Genomic DNA, 21,573 nt, shown 5'->3' on the forward strand with positions numbered 1-21,573 from the left:
ACTTTTAACTATGCTTTATTTACCCAAATAGTTTATTCCGGCCGTTTTTAATTTTTTAATAACCGCTGCTGCCACATCGCGCCCCTGCTGGTTGCCGTTGACAATGGCATCATTAAAATGAATACCGCCATAAAAACGGGACAAAGAAGCCTCTTCAGCAGCCTGCTTAAACGATTTGAAATCGCGGGGGCCAACACCATAGGGGATTTCCGAATCATCTGTGTAAGCAAAGTTATCACCCAACAGATAACTTAATACTCCAGCCGACGAATTTGACAACACGGCATGGCCGCTTGGATACTCCGGGAATGGCGGGGTTTGCAACATGGGCACCCATTTAATATCAATGTATTTGTTAATATAGGTTTCGGGGCGGATGCCGTTACTGCGATATTTTTCGTCCCAGCAACTGATAAACGCATCCATTTCGGTCATGGCTACCAGCGTCGTTACTTGTATCGATTTATCAAAACTAAGCCCGGCTTTTTTTACGGCAATACCTACAATATTCATCCAGTGCCCACCCGGACTGATTTTTTTAAAACCGATCATCATGTGCCCCGATGTGGTGACAGCAAAAGGGTTGCAATCCCAGAAGTTGGCGATCATGATCTGCTCTGCCGACATGTTTTTGGATACCGTGTAAACTGCATAGGCCTCTTTATAAAACTCGCTGGTGCTATCTGTGCTGAAAACTGCGGGCCTAACCGGCACAAACTGATCGGCTGAGTCAATAAACATCGGGCGAATGGTTTTCCAGTTGGGTTCAACGGCCTCCATATACATCGGCGGGGTAGGGAACCAGTTTTTACCACCTTTAATAGGCGAATACCGAAGCCGGCCGCTCAACTTATTGTAATTATCTGATTTAGAATATTTAATAATCTTAGCCGTCATTTCGGTGGCAGCGGCTATCGATTGCTTGACCACATCTTCGCTGATTCCGTTCTCTTTAAGAAGGGCTACATACTTATCCTCATCATCCTGCAGCATAAAGCCCGATGGGAGCATCTGCTTTCCTGTTTCCAGTATACAATACATAGCGGCTATGCGATAATCGTACTTATCGGCCGGGATGCTGATCTGGTTATCCTGTGTGTAACTTTTGATAAAATTGCCAACCGGTATTATCTGTTTATTGTTTAGGCTAACCAAATTATAAGCCCCCAGGGTTATATAGGCATAATAACGGGAAGCAGCGGGCGGGTTTACAACATCATGGATCATAACCGTCGAAATAGCATTTACAGCCTGATCGATATGCAGGTACGGAAGAATGTTTTTTTTATTCTTTTGCGCATAGGCTGTTGTGCTTATCAGCGCTAAAAACAATATGGATATTTGTTTGATCATCTATTTTAATTTTTGTTTCGAGTTTCAAGCATTAAGGCAGAAGCTAATAGTTCTCTAACACACTAAAGCTCCCGATTCCAGACTTTAGACTTGTTACTTAAACTTAATACTTATAAAACTGCAAAGCCTGGCCCGATGCACCTATCATTACATAATTTGCGCCGTTTATTTTTATTTCCGTGGCCGATTTTACGTCACCGTTTACTGATAGCCCTGCAACCGGTTGGCTTTGGTATGTGAAATTACCCTTCCCGTCGCTGGTAAGCAGGCAGCCATAATTTGCATCAAAGCTTCCCAATTTCAGGCGGTTATCTGAATGGTTGCCCAGCAGCAGGAGGTCTGTTTTGCCGTCATGATTAAAATCGCCGGTGAGGATCTCTGATACCGATGAGTATTGGGCCTGTAAAGGCAGTTCACCTTTTACAAACTTACCACCACGGTTCATGAACAGGCATGTTGCAACTTCATTAGCTGTAAGCTTAGTGGCTTTGGCAAGCTCTTCGGGCGTGAAAATATCCTTCATGGTAGCATCGCAATAAGCTTTGTATGAAGCGAATCTTTTACGCATGGGGTAAATCTGGTCGTTCAGTTCGTCCCGACTTACAAAAGGGTAGCTTACGCCCTGTATATAAAAGTTAAAGAACGGATCGATTGAGCCGTTGCCGTCAAAATCAGCAAAATACATTTCGGCGGGCTCTGTTTGGCTGGCATGGATCTGCGTGTTTTCGCCAAGGTTCCCTGCTATGATATCCGGTTTGCCGTCGTCATCCACATCAGTAATGGTTAGCGTGTTCCAGAAACCGCTAACGGGATGATCAAAGTATTTGGCTGTTTCATCAACAAAACCGGCTTTGGTGTTAGTAAAAACCATGATAGGCATAAATTCGCCGCATACTACCAGGTCTTTACGGCCATCGCCATTCAAGTCGGCCCATTGAGCATCTTTGATCATACCTATGCCTGTAAATGGTGCATCGGTAGTTTCAAAATGACCACCGCCCGTATTGGTAAGCAGGTAGCTTTTTGGTGCAGATGGATAAGAACCCGGTGTAACGTTTGATCCGACAAACAGGTCAATTTTTCCGTCGTTGTTATAATCACAAGGGCGTACACATGATTTACTGCTGGCGGTTAATATCGGGAGGGAGGTGCTTGAAAGGCTGAAATTGCCTTTACCATCGTTCAGATAAAGCTTGTCCTGCAGCTCATTAGCGCCGGGTTCTAATAGTGAATAGCCGCCTTTGGCTATGTACAGATCGGGAAAACCATCGCCATTGGCGTCAAAAAACGCCGCTGCTGATGTGTTTTCTTTGTTAACGTCCGATATCTCCTGAACGGCATAATTGCCGCCTGCTTTTTGAATAAATATCTTGCTCGGTGTATTCTGATCACCGGCAATAAATAGGTCCTCAAGACCATCTTTGTTTACATCAGCTTTGGCTATCACCGGCCCTGTTTTTGAGCTCATGAACAGCATCAAAGGCTGGCGCTTAAAATCATTGATGCTGTTTTCGGTATGGGTGTAATCGATAGCGGGTTTAGCTAACGAGAACAGGGCTTTTTGATTGCTTTTGCTATAGGTTTTAAACATAGAATTGCCTGTTTTATAGGTGATGTTTAAGCGTTGATTTGCTTTAACGTCGCTAAGCAATTGCGATGTTTGATCGGGCCAGATGATCCGTACTGAATCTGCCTGCTGGTCACCCAATCCAAAATTTAAAACTGTAGATACGCATGAAAGATATCCCCTGTTAGGGTTAACCTCCTGGTACTGTACTTGCTTACCGCTATATACAAATACTTTTGAACCTATGGCATTGGTATTTCCTTCCGGTTGTTTAAGATTTACAGCCAGGTAGTTCTTTTTGCCGGTTTCCATGGTCATGTTTTGTAATATGGAAGCCTCGCTGTTGATATTATTAGTAACCAGGTCAAGATCGCCGTCGTTATCAAGGTCGGCATAAACGGAGCCGCTGGAAATGCCACCTTTATTGATCCCCCAATCTTGTTTTTTATCGGTGAAGGTAAGGTTATGATTATTTTGGAAAATATAGTTTGACAGTGTAGTAGAGGGCATAGCTTTAACCAGGTCCATGAGCAGGAAGGGTTCGCGGTTCATAGCTTTTTTGAGTTTATAATCGCCCCAATACCGTAAAAAGTCCTTGTTGGTGTAATCGCGGAAGTAACCGTTGGAGATGAAGATATCCTTGTAGCCGTCGTTGTCAAAATCGGCAATAAGCGGGCACCAGCTCCAGTCAGTATTGGAAACGCCTGCCAGCTGACCGATTTCGCTGAAAGTACCATCACCATTATTAACCTGCAGCATGTTGCGCATATATTGTTTGTACAGGTTCTGGTTCAGCATCAGCTCAAACGATTCGTAGTTTTCCTGTAGTTGCAACAGCTTTTGACGCCGGTTATCAGGAGGCAGCATGTCAAGCGTCATCATATCAGGAAGGCCGTCATTATTGATATCAGCTATATCAACCCCCATTGAAAATTGTGACAAATGTTTGAAGCACTTTTTACTATCCTCGGTAAAAGTGCCGTTTCCGTTGTTTATGTAAAGGTAGTCGGGTTCGTTGTAATCGTTGGTTACATAAATATCCTGTAATCCATCTTTGTTCATATCAGCTATGGCAACGCCAAGGCCAAAGGTGAGGGGATTTTGAATGATGCCCGCTTTTTTGGATACATCAACAAAATGACCACCCTGGTTTTCAAAAAGTTTATTGCTGGCCAATTCGTCGGTTTCGGCTTTGGCCTGTGCAAATTCAAGGTTGCTGATTTTTTTAACGTTATGGTTAAGCAGGAACATATCCAGCTTGCCATCATTATTATAGTCAAAAAATACAGCCTGGGTACTATAGCCGGGATCATCAAGGCCGTATTGTTTGGCCATTTCAACAAATTTGCTGTTGCCTTTATTGATGAAAAGTTGGTTGCGGCGTTTGGCGTTATCACCAAGGCCGGAATAACACACATAAATGTCCAGGAGACCGTCGCCGTTAACATCGGCCATGGTAACGCCGGTTTTCCAGTCGCCGGGCCTGCCCGCGAGGCCGCTGCCGGCTTGCTGGGTAATATCTTTAAATTTCAGGTTCCCTAAGTTGAGGTACAGTTTATTTTGACCAAGGTTGCTGGTAAAAAATAGGTCTTCGAGGCCGTCATTGTTGATATCGCCAACGGCAACACCGCCTCCATTGTACAGGTACTCATAGGAGAGCACGTTGAGCTTTTCGTCCTCAACCAGGTCATTGCGGAATTTAACACTGGTTTCTTCGGGGGTAAGCAGCTTAAAAAGCGGTTGCTGCGCATTACCGCGCATACTTTGTAATGTAAACAGCGCAACAGTACAAAATGTAAAAGTGTTTAACCTTTTAAGTTTAAAATTAACGAGGGGAGAAGAACAACACATTATCAACAGATTTTATTTTTCCGGGCCGCAGGGGATTTAAATTTACTTATTTGTATTGATAATTGCCACCGGATGATTAATCCTTTTTGTTGTAAAAACCAAAAAACAAGGCTATGAAGCCATAGCCTTGTTTTTAAAGTGAATTATATAGGGGTATTATTTATCCCACCATACACGTGATGAAAATTTATCACCACCAGATAATGATGCAACACCGCTTGACAAACCATTAGGGTTTGTTGATTGGAGCGTAATTGGATAAATTACACGATGCGGGATCTCAGTATCAAACTGAGATGGATATTTAACTGGGGTTAAGACAGGGAAACCTGATCTTCTCCAGTTGGTCCAGTTTTCGTTAAACATGAACAATGTTGAGGTTTCAACCCAATATTCAGTATTAATTTGCTGTAAAGCTGATGCACCAAGCGGGTGGGCTGCAACGTATGCTGCTACTGCTGCATCGCTTATGGCAGCAGCTGCGTTAATCTGCGCTATCGACTTCATGTCGGCAGCTAATGCGTTAGCATAGTGCGTAGCCGCGCTACCACCTACACTCCAGCCTCTCGTTGCCGCTTCGGCGAGTAATAATTCTGTTTCGCCGTAAGTTAAAAGCATATTGATAGTGCTTTTGTCAACAGGGTTAATGGTACTTGTTGCTGTGTAATAAACCTGTAAACGCGGACGTGAATATTTGCCCAGAGGCGCCGGAGCATCTTTTTCGACAGCAGGGTCAGCAGGAGTAGCACCCGGATAATTCGGATCGGTAGTTACATCGGTAGCGCCGCCGTTTAAGTCGAGGCCGTTAGGTAAACCAATTTGTTTAGCGTAGGCGGTGTCACCTGCAACCGTTTCATTTTCATTTGCTTTTTTACCATTGCCTGTAGCAATCTCTGCAATCGCGCGTACTCTTAAAGAATCACTTTTTGATTTCATGTAATCAATCAGGGTTTTTGACCAGCGTACCTCGCGGAAATCATCAACAGTTAACAACGCGTTTACAATAGCGTTTGAATAGCCATTAGCATTATTTGTTTTTACTTTAGCGTTGTCATCAATACTGGCCATGGTACCGGCTGCGGCAGCCTTTTCAACATATTTTTGAGCCGTTGCCGGGTCAACTTTAGTTAACCTCATAGCTACGCGTACCATTAGTGAGTAACCAAACCTTTTCCACTTGGCAATGTCGCCGCTGTAAAACAAATCAGAACTTGGCTTGTCTTTGGCCGGATTCAAAGCAGTCAGGGCCGCATCGAGATCGGTTAACATAGCTGTATAAATAGCCTGCTGTTTATCGAACTTAGGGAAGAAAACGCCTTGTTTAGCCTGGCCTGCTTCTGAGTAAGGCACATCACCATAAGTATCTGTTATACGTTGTACAATCAATACTTTCATAATGGTGGCAATATTGTTCAGATTGTCATACCCGGTTTTACCTTTGGTAAGATTTTTTATTTCCTCAACGTAGGTCTCAGCACCATAACCTTCGCTGTAAACGCGGCCTATGTAATCGTTAAACGATCCGCTTTGCTGATATTTATCGCCATTGCCGTAATAACTAAATGTTGATGCTAATGACTGTGTCCACATACTTTGAAACAGCAGCTGCGAGTAACCCGTTTGCGAATAATTCAATTGTGCCTGGGCCAGCAAAAAGTTTGGATTAAACTGATCGGCGGTCGTAGCATTAGGGTCGGTATTTATTTTAGTGAAGTCTTTGGTGCAACCGGCAAACAGCGTTGCTGCCAGGCAAAGGCCACTATATATAAGTCTCTTTTTCATCTCCGTTATTTTCTAAATTTAAAGTTAACATTAATACCGAATGTGCGGGTTGCTGGTAAGCTGGTACCTTCGATGCCTGCATAATTGATATTGTTTGAGAAGCCTGATTCTGGATCGATGTTATCAGAATGTTTCATGATAGTCCAAAGGTTACGACCTACTGCAGAAACCGTGATGGCGTTGAATGGTGATCCATTCAGGAAACTGCTGGTAAAGGTATAGCCAAAAGTAACCTGGCGTAATTTGATAAAATCGCCGTTTAACACGTTAAGTGCTGAAACATTGTATAAACCTTTTTGGTAGTAGTCCTGAGCGTCAACACTTTTTGTATTTGGAGTACCTGCTTCGGTAACACCTTTACCAACCACGCCGCCTTCACGTCCGTCCAGAGTGATTTTGTTTAAACCGCGGAAGATACTGTAAGCATTGGTTGCAGACAGAATTTTGCCACCAAAACGGTAATCAACCAGGAATGACAGGTTAAAATGTTTGTAGTTAAAATCGTTGTTTAAACCACCGTAAATTTTTGGCACGGTTGAACCCATTGGGATACGGGCTGTAGTTTCAGGATAACCGTCTGAGTTAAAAATAATATTGCCACCGGCATCCCGTTTATAATCGTTAGCCATAATTTGCGGGCCAGGTAAGCCAACAACATAGGCAAGGTTAGCATTCAATGGCCTGTAAGTACCTAAGGTTTGTGTAGTACCGAAATCATCAGTTTTTAATACCTTGTTTTTAACATAAGTAAAGTTGATTGACGGCGACCATGAGAAAGTTGAGGTTTGTACAGGTGTACCTTTAATCTCAACTTCCACACCACGGTTTTGGAATGATTGTGTGCCTATGAGGCGTGTGTTGAAACCAGCTGCCGGGTCAAGTTGGCTGCGTAATAGCTCATTGTGTGTTTTACGGCTAAAGTAATCAGCATCGACACTTAAACGACCGTTAAAGAATTTTAACTCCGTACCAATTTCCAACTCGTCAAGCGTGTAAGGTTTTAAATTAAGGTTATAAAGATCCAGCGAGTAGTTACCGATAGTAGTGCCGTTGATTTGATTACCTAAGTTATAGTAAGCTGATGTGCTGTACGCCTTATCGGGCTCACCACTGGTTTTAGCGTATGATACGCGAAGTTTGCCAAAATCAAGTGTGGGAAGCTTCAACAGATCGGAAAACAAAAAGCTTGCTGATACCGAAGGTGTAAAGATGCTCAGGTTATTAGCCGGCAGTTTTGAATAAGCATCGTAACGGCCGGTTGTGCTTAACGTAAGGAAGCTTTTAATGTTAAAATCGGCTGTATAATATGCTGAGTGAACTTCCGATTTATTGAATTGGTAGTTTGCCGGGTTTTTAACACTTACGTTGCTATAGCTATAGAAGAAAGGCAGTGTAAATGGACCACCGCTTAAGCTTGTGTATTCGTACTGGTTTTTGCGAATGTTGGCACCTGCTGAAAAGTCAAAAGCAAGTAAATCCTTTACAATAGTGTGTTTTACACCAACCAAACCGTCGGCATTAAACTCAAAGCTTTGTGCGGTTGATTGTTCATCCAAACCACCCATTAAACCGGTGTAATAAGCGGTACCGGTAGGGGTAACTTTAAAGCGGCTATCATTAATGTTATCATAACCTAAACGGGCCTGCGCATAAATCCAGTCGGTAAAGTTGTAACGGGCGGTTAATGACGAAATTAAACGTTTACGACCAGTATTGTTTATAAAGTTGTTAGCCGCGAAGTAAGGGTTGGTAACATAAGGGTCATCTGTCCATACTTGTTCATAGCCATTAGCCGCTATGCCCGGGTTTAAGATAGATTGATTGATGTTTGGCGCAAGGAACCAGATGTTGTTAGGATTACCCGGACCGTCGCTCAGGCTTGGCCTGTTTTTTGAATTTTCGATCAAATAGTTGGCAACCACAGCTATGTTCAACTTCGGTGTAACATTTTGGTTTACGTTTAAGTTGAATGTTTTCCTGCCTAAATTACTGTTGCGCACAATTGATCCTGCGTTCAGATCAGAAACCGATAACCGGAAAGCACCATTCTCGCCGCCACCATCAAATGATACGGTATTAGTATAAGTGTTACCTGTACGGTAAAAGTTTTGCAGGTTATTAGTACCTGCTGCGGAGTAAGGATACGATTTGCCATCAAACTGTATAGTTGAAGAACCATCCAGTTTTGAACCCCATGCTAAACGGCTTGATTGCTGCGCACCATCAACGGAGGCAGGTTTTACGCCATGTTGTCCCTGGCCATAGGTGGTTTGAAAATCAGTTGTGTTATTAACTTTATCGGCCTGGTAGTTGGTATTAAATTCAACACCGAAGCCCGAATTTTTCTTGCCGCCCTTAGTGGTGATCAAAATTACGCCATTTGATGCACGGCTACCATACAGCGCAGATGCCGACTGGCCTTTCAACACGGTAATAGTTTCAACATCGTCGGGATTTATGTTGCTGATACCGTCACCGTAGTCGGCACCGCCCCATTCGCCCGATGAACCACGTTGGGTATTATCCATCGGTACGCCGTTAATTACAAATAATGGAGAGCCCGCGCCGCCGCTGGTAACGCCACGTAATAAAATACGAGCTGATGAACCCGGGCCACCACTAACACCGCTAATGCTCACACCTGCAACTCGGCCTTCTAATGAGTAGGCAACGTTGGTTTCTTTAGCTTTATCAAGCAGGTCGCCTTTTACTGTTGTTACAGCGTAACCTAATTTTTTTTCTTCCTTTTTAATACCCAAAGCCGTTACTACTACCTCATTAAGGTTAGTGTTTGATTTTAGGGTAATGGTAATAGTTGATTTACCGCCTACCGCTACATCTACAGTTGCATAACCTATGTAGCTTAAAGTTAATACAGCGTTAGGTTGTACATCAAGTGTAAAGTTACCGTTTGCATCAGTTTGGGTACCGGTGGTGGTGCCTTTGATCCTGATGCTTACACCTACGAGTGGTTCGCCTTTTTCGTCAACAACCTTACCGGTAAGCTTAGCGAAGTTTAAGTTAAAATTAATGTTTGATTTGGCTTTTGCTTTTGGCGCTTCAGCAGCCGAAGCCTGCACGTTCAAGAGCACCATACCTGCAAGGGCAAATTTACACAGGCTGAGGGATTGTGATACCCATGGCCTGTGTACACCCACCGGGTGTTTGAAAAATTTCATATTTTATTGAATTTAAAGGGAGTTAATAGCGAAGCGCCCTGGAAGCACAACGCAGTTATAAACATTCAAAAATCTTTTTCGGGGCAGTAATTCCCTCCGGGTAATTATCGCCTGTAGCGGGGAGAGTAAGCTTTTTTTACATAGGCATCAGTTTTCCTGGGTTTATTAATAATGTCATATAGTTTGGTTAATGATCACTGTGCTAAAGGAAAACTATCCTTTGTAGGGAGCACTATGGTGATTTAAAGTGAGGACAATTAAATTTCAGTGATTGCCTACAAACCCATGAAAAATATTTTGCAATTATTAATTACCGGTATTTTAAACTGCATAAGGAGTAAACAGGGAGATAGGGGGCGGCGTGATATTAATCATGTAATGACGGATAGTCGTTAGCCTTAAGTTCTAAGTCAAAAAAGACTAAACTTAACTTTTTACTTGAGACTTAGTACTATTAACTTAACACTAATATTGCCCGCTGCCTGACATGATCATGGATGCAAGCTGTTCGTCGCGGTCATAAATATCTTTGCGGAAGTTGAGCAGATTATTCCTGTCGGTAAAGGCGGTAAAATAAGCTATAAATACAGGCATCTTTTGTTTGAGTGTAACCTGCTGTTCTTTACCAAGATGCATGGCTTTATTAATGCGGGAGGTTGTCCAGGTGCTGTCGTACTTTAAAAGAAATGAAGCCAGTTTTACCGGTTCGCCAACGCGGATACAGCCGTGGCTAAACGCCCGTGAGGATTCGCCAAACAACGACCTTGAAGGCGTATCGTGCAAATAGATACTGTAACTATTAGGGAACAGGAATTTTACCAGCCCCAAAGAGTTTGCCGGTCCGGGTTTTTGCTGAATTACCGGAAGTCCGTTTTCCCGGCCGGTAATGACCATATTATGCTCGTTAAGATAATTTGGGTTGCTGCTCATGGCCGGCAACACTTCATTGCGCACAATACTTTCGGGCAGGTTCCAGTAAGGACTGAATACCACGTACTGCATTTCGCCGTAAAATATTACTGTTTGATGTACTTTTTCCCCCACTACCACATTGCAACTCCATAATAAGCTATCGGCATGGTAGACGTGTAGTTTAAATTCGGGGATATTCACAGCGAGGTAGTCGGTAGTTAAACTTACAGGCAGCCAGCGGCAGCGCTCCATGTTTACAATGATCTGTTTGATCCGTGATTTGAGCGGTACATTCATTTCGGCCATAGTTCCGGGGCCGGGTAAGCCATCGGCGCTAAGGCCGTGCCTGAGCTGGAATTGGGTTATGGCCGCTTTAAACTCGTCATCAAACCTATTGTTGAGCGTATCGCCTTTAAAATCTTCCAGTTTATATAGGCGGGCTTTTATGCGGGCAACTACGGCCGACGAGTCGCCGGGTTTGAGTTTTTTGCTGATAATAATTGGTTCCCAGCTCTCATGGGCATCAAGCCGGCGGTATTTGGCCAGAAAGCTTTTTAGCAGATCGTACTGACGGTATACCGGCTCGCTTATAGCAGGGGTTTTCGAAGGTCTTTTTAAGAGCGTATCCAGGTAATCATCATATGCTATCTTCTTACGCGGCAGGAACCAGTTTACCGAACGGCTAACCGAATCGCTCATGCCCCGGAAAGCCAGTTTTGAAAACGCGAAATATTGGGCAGTGAGCATTAACTCGGTGCCGATATCAGGTTTTTTGACCCTTGTTTTTGAATGATTGTCAAATATCAGGGAGTCTAAATCTTTTTGATAGGGGATACCTTTATATATGCCTTCATTTTGCAGGTTCATAAGCCTGTCGTTCAGGTTACCGGCCTGTTCAATTAAGGTGCCTTTTTCGTACCATGCATATGCAAATTTACGCTTACGGTAAAAACTCCGCAGATCCTGCTCATAGGGGACCAAAGCGGGGTGCTTTTGAAGAAATGTGACGATACGGGTACTGTCAAATACAACTTCAGTTTGATCACTAAAGTTACCGGGAATGGTTTTTGTCCACTCTTTAACCATTTTCTTTTTTAGGGAATCAGCTATATAATTGTGATGTTTTTTGCTGTTGTTTTTGCAGTTGGAGAGGACTAAAACACTTAAAGCAAGTACGATAATATATTGTGGTTTCAGCCTGTTCTGCATAGCTAATTTATTAGTTATACGGAACGTAAATGACAAGGTTTTGTTTTGGAAAAGGAAAGGGTACTGAATGTTAACCGATATAAAATACCCGTAGAGCACAGGAAATCCCGATATTGAAAAAAAGGATGAATATTTTTTAAATAAACACTACTAAGTTTATAGATATTATAGTATATTTGTTGTGTGACATTCAAAAACAGATGACAGGCAACAGTTTAATCAGCAGCAACAAATATGCACCAGCCGAAAACCGGGGGCTGTACATGCCCATGTGTTGCTGTTGTTGAAATTCTCTCCAATACAAAATAAGCTGTTACGCACCTTTAAATTTACTGGCCTCAATTAATATATTTTTATGAATACATCCCGCAATAAACAATTAAGCAACGCCATCCCGCCGGGCTTGCTCATGCGTTACCGGATAATTTATGGATTATGCCGTTGTTGTTGAACAATACAACTTAACTACGATTACCTAAAAACATTATCCGTAACATCATAAATCTATTTTAAAATGCAAACCACAAATAATAATAAATATCCTTTTTTTGACCTGCTTGAAGTTGTTGCCGAACCCGATCTTAAGTTTCGTAAGCTGAAATCATTACATCCTGTAAAAGCGGGCAATTTGGTCCCTGAATTTAAGTTAAGTAACGATTATAGCCGCTGGCAGCAATTTTACAATGGCGGCGAAACACATGGGCCTATTTCGCAAAGAAATTTATTAAATAAACCGCTGGTTATTTCTTTTTATTCGCGTCATTGGGGGCAGCAAGGTCTGGCGCAACTTAAACAACTGAATAATTTGCAGCATGAGGTTAAGGCAAGCGGCGGCAACCTGCTTATTATTAGTGATGAGCGCACCGAAGAGCTTGAAAAATGGGCATGGGAGCAAAGCCTCACCCTTAATTTTTATCACGATGCCGATAAAGAATTAGCACAGCAATTCAGGGTTTATTCTGACGATTACCCGGTGTGGGACAGGTTTTCGGGCATCGACGAAAATGCGCCGTTATTGGCCACCTATATTATTGAACCATCAAAACAGGTTATCTACAGCCATATCGATTGGGATTTCCTGGGCACTTTTTCTGCCGAAGACATCATCAGCACTGTTTATGAATCAGCATTGATCAGCAATAGCCGCAGATCGGCATAAGCACCAGGAGGTTAAACGTCTTACACAACGGCAATCTTATAAGTGTTTGCTAAGCGCACTTATAAGATTGCTTCTTACTTTCCGAATAATATTTTTATTAGTCTGTTAATTCAGGTGCCCACCCCGCAGCCTGGCTTTGTAATAACTTGGCGTAATGCCCTCTATCTTTTTAAATGCGCGGCTAAAGTAGTTAAGGTTATTGAACCCGGCTTTAAAACAGGCTTCAGAGATACTGTTATGCGGATTGTTCATGAGCTGCTTGGCTAATTGCAGGCGCTCTTTAATGATATAGTCAACCGGCGAAATCCCCAACTCGTGCCTAAACGCCCGGAAAAAGCTGGCTTTGCTCATAAAGGCCATCTGGCTCAATGCATCAATATTAAGCTTATCGCTTAAATGCACCCTAATGTATTCCAGTACAAAGGCAAATCGGCTGCTGCTTGATAACTCATGCAGGTTATCGCTGATCTCGTTAATGTTTTGCATCTGCATAATGCGGATTAGCAACTCTTTTAAAGTGAGGTTAGCCAGCACATCTTTGGTCAGCGCATCGCCGGTACTGATGCGGATGAGTTTATTAATGAGCTGTGCCAGCTCATAATTATTAAAAAAGTGGAACTGGTTATAGTTCAGCTGCCAAACCCGCTTATCTTCCCTTGGATAATTCTCATTTAAGAAATCAAGCGTATTGGTAATTTCCTGGTGGTTAATAGCCAAAGCTGTGCACTGAGATGGCTGGTTGATAGTAGCCTCCGGGAAATCAATTTTCATCGTAATATTTGGCGGTACTATAACGGTTTCGCCGGGGAGGTAATCAAACCCCGGTTTATCAAACAGATGCATCACCTTTTTGCCGCGCAGCATGCTTGTTATTACCAGATCGCTAAAAGTTAAGGGCACCAGTTCGCTGCGCTCAAAAGTTTCAAAAACGTTGAGTTCGCAATGGTTCATGGTATAAGCCCTGCGGTTTTCAACCAGGGTATTCAGTTCTTTTCCGTGTGAGAGGCTTAGTGGAGATAACAGGGTTTTGTTATTCATAGCCGTTTATAATTTATACCAAATTAGGCATACTTATCCTGATTAACAAGCGGGTGCAAAAAATGCGACCATTGTGCTATCATTTGAGAACATAATGCAAATGCCCTACAGCAAGGTAGCTCTACATTAGTGTTACCAAAAAACCATAAAAATTATGAGCGCTGTTTCTAAACCATCCTTCAAGGATAAATACGACAATTTTATCGGCGGAAAATTTGTCCCGCCGGTTAAAGGCGAATATTTTGATAACGTTTCGCCTATCGACGGTAAAGTATTCACCAAAGCTGCACGATCAGGAAAGGAAGATGTTGAACTGGCTCTGGACGCCGCTCATGCCGCATTCCCAGCGTGGGGCAAAACTTCAGCAGCGCACAGGGCATCGCTATTAAATAAAATAGCCGATGTTATTGAAGCCAACCTGGAGTTTTTGGCTGCGGTAGAATGCATTGATAACGGAAAAGCCATTCGTGAATGTCGCGCTGCCGACTTGCCGCTGGTGATTGATCATTTTCGTTATTTCGCTGGTGTAATTCGTGCCGAAGAAGGCGGGATTTCCGAGCATGATGAATATACCGTAAGTATTTGTTTAAATGAGCCGTTGGGTGTGGTAGGACAAATCATCCCCTGGAATTTTCCGCTGTTGATGGCTACCTGGAAAATTGCCCCTGCGCTGGCTGCAGGTAATTGCTGTGTTGTAAAACCGGCCGAACAAACCCCGACATCCATCATGGTATTGATGGAATTGATCCAGGATATTTTGCCGCCGGGTGTTTTAAATATTGTTACAGGTTTTGGTCCGGAGGCAGGTAAGCCGCTGGCTTCATCGCCGAGGGTTGCCAAAGTTTCTTTTACGGGCGAAACCACAACAGGCCGCTTAATTATGCAGTACGCATCTGAAAACCTCATTCCGGTTACGATGGAATTGGGTGGGAAATCACCAAATATCTTTTTTGAATCGGTAGCCGATGCCGATGATGAGTTTTTTGACAAAGCTGTTGAAGGCGCCGTATTATTTGCCCTTAACCAGGGAGAGGTTTGCACCTGCCCGTCGAGAATCCTGGTGCATGAAAACATCTACGATAAATTTATGTCGAAGGTGATAGAACGCACTAATGCTATCATTATGGGCAACCCCTTAGATGGCTCCACAATGATGGGCGCACAGGCATCTAACGACCAATACGAAAAAATCCAATCGTACCTGAAAATTGGTAAAGAAGAGGGAGCAGAGGTACTTTGCGGCGGTGAGGTTAAAAAGCTTGACGGTGAGCTGGAAGGCGGCTATTATATCCAGCCTACGTTATTTAAAGGCAATAACAAAATGCGCATTTTCCAGGAAGAGATCTTTGGTCCGGTGGCTTGTGTAACTACGTTCAAAACTACTGAAGAAGCCATCGCGATAGCCAATGACACACTGTACGGGTTGGGTGCCGGTGTGTGGACCCGCGATGCGCACGAGCTTTACCAGGTGCCGCGTGCTATACTGGCCGGCAGGGTTTGGGTAAATAATTACCATGCTTACCCGGCACATGCGCCGTTTGGCGGCTATAAAAAATCAGGTTTTGGTCGCGAAAATCATAAAATGATGCTTGGTCACTACCGTCAAACAAAAAACATGCTGATCTCATATAATAAGAACAAGCTGGGATTTTTTTAATCCCGGCTTTAATCCCCCCGTTCCCCAGACTTGCGAAGTTTCTGAAACTTCGTAAGTCTTTATGTGTTTGAATATTTCTTTACTTATCTGCTTCTTCGCGCGAAATTTGAAGACATGATCAAAAGAGTAACCATAACCCCCGAAGCTTCAAAGCTGATAGCCGAACTCAAATCCCGCTTTGGCGACCTGATGTTTCATCAAAGCGGTGGTTGCTGCGATGGCTCATCGCCTATGTGCTTCGAAAAGGGCGAGTTTAAACTCGGCGGCAGCGACGTGAAAATAGGAGAGGTGGATGATTGTGAATTTTGGATGAGTAGGGACCAGTTTGAATACTGGCAGCATACCCAGCTTCAGCTCGATATTACCAAAGGCCGTGGTTCAAGTTTTTCAATAGAAATACCGACGGGTTTTAGGTTTATGATCCATTCAAGATTGTTTACCGAAGACGAGTTGAAAGATTTAGAACCGGTGAGTTTTATAGATTAGCTCTCTCCAAATCTCTTACTGCTCTGCCTGCACCTTATCCAGCTTATCCATGATCTCTTTGGTATACTTTATTGATAAAGCTTTCTTAAAATACTTTTCGGCATTTGCTTTATCCCCACGGGCTAAAAAGCAATCGCCCATACTGTCATAAACGTTGAAGTTTTTCGGGTAATTATCTATGTTCACCTGGAAAAACATGGCCGCTTTTTCATAATCTTTTTGTTGCAAAAACGCGTAGCCTATGCTATTCATCTCCGGCTCGGGGGGGCGTACGGTGTAACCCATTTCAGCGGACATCATTTTGTAATGGGCAGTTATCATTTGTTTTAGCTGCACGGCATTATACTGTTTATCAAAATATTGGTTGTAAGGCTGGTTTCGAGGAAAGCGGTTGTTTTTGAAAATAAACCGTAAGGCATCATACTCGGCATTGAATGAAACAGAATTATGATCGTCGTCAGGATAATACTTTTTAGCCCATTGCAGATTGTTTGTTTTATTGACAGAAAGATCATCAGCTAGTTTCATGATAGACCGGATATGATGTGATATTTCGGCCGTGTCCTTTTTTACTTGTATAGTATCCATACCTGCATTCATCGTATTGGCAAAACCGAGGAAAAGCTTTTTACCGCCAAAATTCTTTTGCTTAAGGATAATTGTTGCCTGTTTAAGTAAATTATCGTTATCATAAAACATGCTGGGATCTATAGCCACATAGGCATTAAAAACCTGTGTATGTTTTGATAATAAATTGATTACCGTTAATCCTCCCAACGAATGACCGATTATAGTACGATAGGGCGCAGTTGGATTTGTTTTGTCGATATATGGGATTAGTTCTTTTTCCATAAAGGCGGCAAAGTTTTCCCCTCCGCCTGATGACTTGTCCATAGCGCTGCTGGTAGGCGTAAGGTCCCGGGTACGATTTCCGGGTGTATTCAAAATACCAACTATGATCATTTGCGGCAGCACCGTATTGCCTGCAGTTGCGCTAAGTTCTTTGATCATAGTAACCAGCGACATGAAATGATCATCGGCATCTAAAACGTACAAAACCGGAAATTCCGGTTTTGAAAAGTAGTTGGTATCATATCCTGGCGTATAAACCCAAAGGGGTCGTTTCTCTTTCAGGATGTTGGAATAAATGGTATCCACCCTCCCCAAAACTATAGGTTGCTGTGGTGGCTGCGCCTTCAACAGGTATGCAATGGTGAGATGAATGAGTATCAGGATGAGCTTTTTCATGTGACTGTTGATTTTATGATTCAATGGTACAGCAACAATATGACCTTCAGAATTAAATGTGACGAATGTTGTCGTTGGCGTGACGGAAATAATTTGGAGCTTGTTTTCGTTTAAAAAAAGGACCGAAAACATGTTTTGGTAAGTTTTTGTTAGTTATTACAATCATTCATAAAATTATCGCCGTGCTCAATACTTATAATACTGCCCGTAAAAAGAACAGCTTAACAAAGTTTGAGACGTTGATATTCGGATTAATGATCGTGTTCACTATAGGGGCTATCATACTCTTCTTCATTGATAAAAGATATTTTGAGATGATATACAATCGCCATGGCGGTTTTATAGGATACTTCACAGTATTGTTGTTACTTGTAATTTTTTTAGTGTCGGCAGTATATATTGTAAGGCTTTCGCGCTATCGCAGCATCCAGTTTTGTGTGGTTTTAATTTTAACCGGGATAGCAAGCCTGTTTTTTATCGCCGAAAAAATGAGCAGTTTGCCTGATCTTTTTCATCTGTCAACCCATTCGCTTTTTAAAGCCAACACCGCAATATTGGGGGCAAATGCAAATGGAATAATTAAAATTAATGAGACCGGCAAAATCGTGCTCTATTGGATTTTGATAGCCGCAAGTGCTTTTTACTTTTTGATATTGCCGTTTATATATCGGAGTAATTTTAGGGCTAAACGATTTATTGATAGAATCGGAATTCCTATCCCGCACCGCAACCACGTTATCGCAATAATTATATTAACTATTTTGATAATGCTATTTTCGGCAGTAAACGAGTCGGAGGTTTTATGGCTTAATCTTTCTGCTATATTTCTGCTGATCCTGCTTTGCCCGGAAAATATCGGTGTTTTCAGGCGATAGTCATATTTTTTTGCAACACTTTAAATTGTTTTTTTAGGCTCCGTTTAATCCGATCATTTACTGCAACTTTGTAATAAACCTTTCAGTTACAACCTTATAAAATATGGCTACAGTTTCATTGGGCAGCCCGGCCGGCAAATGGATCATGGTTTCGGCTATACTGGCTTCGGCCATGGCATTTATTGATGGTACAGCGCTTAATGTGGTGCTGCCTGCATTACAGCAAAGCCTTGATGCCAAAGGAGCTGATCTCTTTTGGATCCTGAACGCTTACCTGTTGATGCTTGCCTCCCTTATTTTAATAGGCGGCTCGCTTGGCGATAAACTGGGGCGGAAGAAGGTCTTCATGATTGGGATTTTTATTTTTATAGCCGGATCGGCCCTTTGCGGGCTTTCACCGGGCGTTTTTTATCTCATCGTTTTCCGGATCATACAGGGTATTGGAGGCGTACTAATGATTCCGGGGAGCCTTTCGCTTATTTCATCATCCATTGATGCTAAAGAAAGGGGCAAGGCTATCGGAACATGGTCGGCCATTACCACGGTAGTTACAATGGGTGGCCCGGTATTGGGTGGCGCCTTAGCCGATGCCGGTTTATGGCGGTACATATTCTTTATTAATATACCCATAGGGATAGTAGCTTTACTCATCCTGTGGCGCAAGGTTGCCGAAAGCAAGGATGATAATACCGATCAAACCATTGATTTTCCCGGGGCTATTTCTATTGCATCAGGGCTTGCTTTGCTAACATTTGGTTTTCTGCGGATGCCGGCGGTTGGTTTTAATAGCTGGCAGGTTTATGGATCATTAGCCCTGGGCTTATTATTGCTCATTGTTTTTATTTGCATAGAAGGTACAAGCACACATCCCATGATGCCGCTAAGCCTGTTTAGCAATAAAACCTTTAGCGGGATAAACCTGCTTACATTTTTTCTGTATGCGGGTTTGGGTGGCGGTATGCTGTTCATGTCACTAAACATGGTGCAGGTGCAGGGGTATAGCCAACTGCAATCTGGGTTAACATTTTTACCTTTTACTGTGCTCATGATCTCCATTGCGCGTTATGCAGGAGCTATTGCCGATAAAAAAGGTCCGCGTTTATTGCTCATCATCGGTCCGGCTTTGGCGGGAGCAGGGTTACTAATGTTGTCGTTCATCAAACAAACTGCAGGCCCTTCCGATTATTGGACAAGCTTTTTCCCCGGTGTGCTTGTTTTTGGCTTCGGCATGTCATTAACGGTAGCGCCGCTTACGGCAACGGTAATGGGGTCGGTAAGTGATCATTTTTCGGGCACGGCATCGGGCATTAACAATGCCATGACCCGGATTGCCAATGTTTTTGCCAATGCCATTTTTGGCGCCCTGGCGGTTTTGTTTTTTTCGGGAGCGATGCAGGGGGAGTTGAAGAAGTTATCCCTTAATGAAAATGATAAAAAGACGGTTATGGAACAATCGGCCAACTTAGGTAATGCTAAAGTGCCCGCCGGTATCGACGGATCCAACAAAAAGGCAGTCGGGATTGCCTATCACAACGGATTTATTTCGGCCTATGGCAATATTATGCGGATCTGCGCCGGGCTTGGTTTCCTGGGTGCGCTGATGTCGGTTATTTTTATCAGGAATAACGCTGTTAAGAAGGAGTGATTGTTTTTGAAAAAACGTGAATAGAGTGCCTCTGCGTAGATCCTAAGAAAAATCAGATTGGGGTTGCAACCATTTGTTTATCACTATCGTCTACCTTACAAATCCATCTAAAGCTTATTGTTATGTTCAAATCGATATTCTCCCGAAATTCTGTAAAACTCTTTGCCTTATGTTTTTTATGCTTTGTTGCCGTTAGCGTATCCGCCCAGGATAAAACCAAAACGATAGGCAACAAGCCCAGAAGCGGCTCATCCAATAATACCTTTGATGCTGTTAAAGGTGCGCAGGTTGGTATTGAAATGAATGCTGGTAAAAAGCAGGTACAATTACTTACGCTGAACTTTCATACTCAAAACCGATCAAGCGATAGCATTCCTTTTAAAGTAAATGTTTACCAAATGGCCGGGAAGTTTCCAAATGAAGCTAATTTGGTTAAAGACGAAATAAAAGGCTATATTAAAAAATACGACAATGTGGAAAACCATCAATTAACCACTGTCGACTTATCGCCATACAATGTTAAAGTGGCCGGTGATATTGTGGTTTCTATTGAATTTTTGACAACCAAAACCAACTCCAACGTTGGATTTGCCTGCGGCTTATTTAACGGCGGTACCTTCCATAAGGATGGTGAAACCCAACCCTGGAAGAAGATTCCGATTGTTGGTGTTGATTTTAATGTACTGGTGAAAAAGTTGAAGTAGATACCCCTCTAAATCTGCCCTAAAGGAGAGACTTTTAACAACTGCGCTCATTGCAAACGAGCGCAGTAAAATACGCTAAATACTCTTCTTTAAACCCTGCGAGATTTACTCGAACAATTCCTGCTCATCAGTATAATATGTTTTCCGCGATGCTTCGTTAATTATGATCGCGGCGCCTGTAGGGCTGTGTTTTTTCTTTGAATTGTGAATATCCATGAAATCACGAACTTCACCGTTAATGATGTCGGGGTTTGATTTAAGGATATTTTGTTCTGCATCTTCCAATACCGATTTTATTGCCTTAACCAGGTCTTTCAGTTTGGCCTCCGGTATTTTACTGCTTATGGAGAACGGAGAAATGCGGGCGTGCCATAAAATCTCATCGGCGTATGCATTGCCGATGCCTCTCATGATCTTTTGATCAAGCAGTACAGTTTTAATATTGGTTTTTGTTTTTGCCAGGCGCTTTTTTAAATATTCAGCATCGGCATCAAGCGCGTCGGGGACATCCTTTTTTTCGGGGTTGAGGGTAGGTGTTGCTATCCCCTGGAAATCTGTAAGTACTAATCCGCTGCCATCATCAAAGTGCAGCTCGATGATGCTGTACTTGTTTTCGTTTTTGGTATCGAATAAAAACAGTTTACCGTGCAACATCAGGTGCAGACCCAGTACATCGCCCTTGCTAAATTTAATGTGCAGTTCCTTCCCTTCGCGATATACTTTTTCGAGCTTTTGTCCGCATAATACCTCGTTTAATTCGTGTACGCTAACATTTAGTTTTTTAGCGTTAGGTACTTCTATTTTTTTAACGGTTTTACCTGCAAGTATTTTTTGCAGGTTATGGCTAAAAGCCTGCAGATCGGGTAGTTCGGGCATAATATGTTGTTTTTATAAGTAACTTGTTGATG

At 42.8% G+C, this 21,573-nt stretch carries 14 protein-coding genes; 6 read left to right on the forward strand and 8 right to left on the reverse strand.

Features of this window, described 5'->3' with window-relative positions; translation table 11 throughout:
- Positions 1 to 15 precede the first annotated feature (15 nt).
- The 5 genes from BLP33_RS03625 to BLP33_RS03645 form a co-directional block, all read right to left on the reverse strand.
- Positions 16 to 1,353: a vanadium-dependent haloperoxidase gene (locus tag BLP33_RS03625; protein ID WP_217633099.1), complete on the reverse strand. Its 1,338-nt coding sequence runs from the start codon at positions 1,351 to 1,353 to the stop codon at positions 16 to 18.
- A gap of 103 nt (positions 1,354 to 1,456) precedes the next feature.
- Complete coding sequence (locus BLP33_RS03630) at positions 1,457 to 4,681, reverse strand: VCBS repeat-containing protein (protein ID WP_090524965.1); 3,225 nt, start codon at positions 4,679 to 4,681, stop codon at positions 1,457 to 1,459.
- Positions 4,682 to 4,927: 246 nt separating this feature from the next.
- Positions 4,928 to 6,553, reverse strand: a complete 1,626-nt coding sequence (locus BLP33_RS03635) for a SusD/RagB family nutrient-binding outer membrane lipoprotein (RefSeq protein WP_090524967.1) — start codon at positions 6,551 to 6,553, stop codon at positions 4,928 to 4,930.
- Between the two features lie 5 nt (positions 6,554 to 6,558).
- Complete coding sequence (locus BLP33_RS03640; protein WP_217633100.1) at positions 6,559 to 9,732, reverse strand: SusC/RagA family TonB-linked outer membrane protein; 3,174 nt, start codon at positions 9,730 to 9,732, stop codon at positions 6,559 to 6,561.
- A gap of 465 nt (positions 9,733 to 10,197) precedes the next feature.
- Positions 10,198 to 11,853 carry a L,D-transpeptidase family protein gene (locus BLP33_RS03645; protein WP_090526190.1) on the reverse strand — a complete coding sequence of 552 codons (1,656 nt, stop codon included), beginning with the start codon at positions 11,851 to 11,853 and terminating at the stop codon, positions 10,198 to 10,200.
- Positions 11,854 to 12,367: 514 nt separating this feature from the next.
- Between BLP33_RS03645 and BLP33_RS03650 the strand changes: the two genes are divergently transcribed.
- Positions 12,368 to 13,012 (forward strand): redoxin domain-containing protein, encoded by a 645-nt coding sequence (locus BLP33_RS03650; RefSeq protein WP_090524969.1) that lies wholly within the window; start codon positions 12,368 to 12,370, stop codon positions 13,010 to 13,012.
- Between the two features lie 105 nt (positions 13,013 to 13,117).
- Here the strand turns inward: BLP33_RS03650 and BLP33_RS03655 are convergent, their stop codons facing one another.
- Positions 13,118 to 14,050, reverse strand: coding sequence for an AraC family transcriptional regulator (locus BLP33_RS03655; protein ID WP_090524971.1), 933 nt, complete (start codon positions 14,048 to 14,050; stop codon positions 13,118 to 13,120).
- 154 nt (positions 14,051 to 14,204) lie between these two features.
- Here BLP33_RS03655 and BLP33_RS03660 point away from each other — a divergent pair, with 154 nt between their 5' ends.
- Complete coding sequence (locus BLP33_RS03660; protein ID WP_090524973.1) at positions 14,205 to 15,707, forward strand: aldehyde dehydrogenase family protein; 1,503 nt, start codon at positions 14,205 to 14,207, stop codon at positions 15,705 to 15,707.
- 114 nt (positions 15,708 to 15,821) lie between these two features.
- Entirely contained in the window at positions 15,822 to 16,193 is a 372-nt protein-coding gene (locus tag BLP33_RS03665; protein WP_090524975.1) for a DUF779 domain-containing protein, read from the forward strand.
- Between the two features lie 15 nt (positions 16,194 to 16,208).
- Here BLP33_RS03665 and BLP33_RS03670 read toward each other — a convergent pair whose 3' ends face one another.
- Positions 16,209 to 17,441 carry an alpha/beta hydrolase-fold protein gene (locus BLP33_RS03670; RefSeq protein ID WP_175489920.1) on the reverse strand — a complete coding sequence of 411 codons (1,233 nt, stop codon included), beginning with the start codon at positions 17,439 to 17,441 and terminating at the stop codon, positions 16,209 to 16,211.
- A gap of 182 nt (positions 17,442 to 17,623) precedes the next feature.
- Between BLP33_RS03670 and BLP33_RS03675 the strand changes: the two genes are divergently transcribed.
- From BLP33_RS03675 to BLP33_RS03685, 3 genes are all read left to right on the forward strand, one after another.
- Positions 17,624 to 18,316: a hypothetical protein gene (locus tag BLP33_RS03675; RefSeq protein ID WP_139159921.1), complete on the forward strand. Its 693-nt coding sequence runs from the start codon at positions 17,624 to 17,626 to the stop codon at positions 18,314 to 18,316.
- Between the two features lie 103 nt (positions 18,317 to 18,419).
- Positions 18,420 to 19,961, forward strand: coding sequence for an MFS transporter (locus BLP33_RS03680; RefSeq protein ID WP_090524980.1), 1,542 nt, complete (start codon positions 18,420 to 18,422; stop codon positions 19,959 to 19,961).
- Between the two features lie 122 nt (positions 19,962 to 20,083).
- On the forward strand, positions 20,084 to 20,665 hold the full coding sequence (locus tag BLP33_RS03685) for a hypothetical protein (protein WP_090524983.1): 582 nt from the start codon (positions 20,084 to 20,086) through the stop codon (positions 20,663 to 20,665).
- 105 nt (positions 20,666 to 20,770) lie between these two features.
- On the opposite strand, the gene BLP33_RS03690 is transcribed toward BLP33_RS03685, so the two are convergent.
- A complete protein-coding gene (locus BLP33_RS03690) occupies positions 20,771 to 21,541 on the reverse strand; it encodes a DNA-formamidopyrimidine glycosylase family protein (RefSeq protein WP_090524985.1) in 771 nt (256 codons plus the stop codon).
- Positions 21,542 to 21,573 lie beyond the last annotated feature (32 nt).

The organism is Mucilaginibacter sp. NFR10, from assembly GCF_900100445.1.
Classification (GTDB): domain Bacteria; phylum Bacteroidota; class Bacteroidia; order Sphingobacteriales; family Sphingobacteriaceae; genus Mucilaginibacter; species Mucilaginibacter rubeus.